The 1035-nt window shown below is 65.2% G+C and carries 2 protein-coding genes; both read left to right on the top strand.

Features of this window, described 5'->3' with window-relative positions:
- Positions 1-578 (top strand): hypothetical protein (locus tag ACOZB4_RS34105; protein WP_422759745.1); only part of this gene is annotated, 578 nt, incomplete at its 5' end.
- Between the two features lie 55 nt (positions 579-633).
- Positions 634-1035: hypothetical protein (locus ACOZB4_RS34100; protein WP_422759744.1), on the top strand; the 402-nt coding region annotated here is incomplete at its 3' end.

Genomic DNA, 1035 nt, shown 5'->3' with positions numbered 1-1035 from the left:
AGCTGGCCCAGCCACGTCGATGTCGCAATGACCGCGTGGTGGGTGTCGGCTCGAAATACCATGTCCTGATGACTGATTCAGCCATCCTCGACGCCGAGTACCGAGCGTTCGTCAAGTCGCTGCACCCGGCCACCGTCGCCACGCTGATAGTCGCCGAAAGGTTTTGGTCGTCAACGATTCAGCCCTTCATCCCGATAGAGGGCGAGGAACCGCCGACATACGAGCACGCCCGCGGGATTCACCTCGAGCTCGTGAAAGAGGTGGAACCAGAATTGCTGACAGTGATCCTCGGACACCCCGACCCCGATGTTCGCGATGCGGCCGACATCGTTGCGCGCAGGCTGTCCGCCGCCCTGCTCTACCTCTACCCCGACCACTTCGAATCAGGAGGCGGCACGCACGCGACCATCGCGACAACCCAACTCACCGAGGGCCTGCGCGAATTTCGGCGCGCGGTGTATCACGCACCGTTTCGCGACACGCGTCCGGAACCGCGGTTCACCGGCGACCTCATCGGCCCGAACGATCCACTGCCCCCAGGTCGACTCGCACGAGCGCTCCGGAAAAACGCCACGTAGAACGGCTGATCGTTATCGTGGTGCGGGTCGGACACCACAGAGAGGTCTACCGCCCATGCCCCTGCCGGAAGAGGCCACCGCGATCCGTCGCGCGTTGGCCGGCGCGCTCGGTGTCGACCTCGACGTCGCCGACGACTACCCACTCCCGGACTACATTTCCGATGTCGACCTCGACACCGGAGACGACTTCCCGGACTCCCCATCCGGTGGCGACGGCGAGCGCAACCCGATCCCTGGCTATCAGCCCTCGGTGATGGTGTTCGACCTCACCGATCTCGCCGAACAACACACAGGCCACGGCGCTATCGCGTGGGTGGCCTGGCTCGAAGGCCACGGCTGGGTCCACACCGCCCACGACATCGGCGCACAGCTCTGTGCCCGACCCGAACACGGCGTCGACTCCTCCCGGTGGACCGACCTGGACGTGACCGATGGCGCTTCCCCTGTGAAGGTGGCC

The organism is Paenibacillus sp. NPDC058898 (genome assembly GCF_049316025.1).
In the GTDB taxonomy this organism is placed as follows: Bacteria; Bacillota; Bacilli; order Paenibacillales; family Paenibacillaceae; genus Paenibacillus_AQ.
Note: the sequence above shows the minus strand (reverse complement) of the source record. Positions and strands in the feature narration are given on the sequence as shown.